This window comes from Haloarcula sp. Atlit-120R (assembly GCF_003665885.1).
Lineage (GTDB): Archaea > Halobacteriota > Halobacteria > Halobacteriales > Haloarculaceae > Haloarcula > Haloarcula taiwanensis.
Window position 1 is genome coordinate 1 of sequence record NZ_QPLN01000056.1, and the last position, 521, is coordinate 521.

The window sequence follows — 521 nt, forward strand, 5'->3', positions numbered from 1 at the left end:
TGGTCCATCAGCACCCTCAACCTTCACCGTGAAGGATTCATACGCACCTGCGTTCCGGAAGTGTGCACTGTTCTGCGAGCCGCTGACGGTCTTTTTGAGAATCGCCGTGTTGTTGCCAGCGGGCGATTCGTCGGTAATCACCGTGATGGTTGTTTCTGACGATACATCGAAGAGGTCAATCTTGACCTTGTGGGGGCCTGTCTCGAAGGTTTTCGTTACTGGCCCGGAGTCTGTTGCCGTCTCTGTCGACTGTGCCAGCGCAGGACCGGCGGCCCCGATGACGGCGGAACAGACGATGAGCGCGGCGAGCAGGACCGAACGAGCGCGGGTCATTGCTCGTGTCCCCCGTCGGTTTCGACCTGCTCGACGCTGGCGCGAACCTCCTGGTCGTCAGCGCCGGCGGCGGTCTCCTTCTCCCGTGCGTGGTGCGCGGCGATCACGCCGCCGGCGACGACGGTGGGACTCACGACGGGGAGCGGGGAACCGATTTCGGCCGCGGAGATTGTGGCGGCAGAGACGCC

General features: G+C 63.5%; 1 protein-coding gene and 1 pseudogene. Both read right to left on the reverse strand.

Annotation, left to right across the window (positions count from 1 at the left end; genetic code table 11):
* Positions 1-333 (reverse strand): annotated as a pseudogene (locus DVK01_RS21190) (hypothetical protein); the annotation flags it as partial.
* Positions 330-521 (reverse strand): hypothetical protein (locus tag DVK01_RS21195; protein ID WP_121538837.1); only part of this gene is annotated, 192 nt, incomplete at its 5' end. The pseudogene DVK01_RS21190 and the gene DVK01_RS21195, both read right to left, overlap by 4 nt.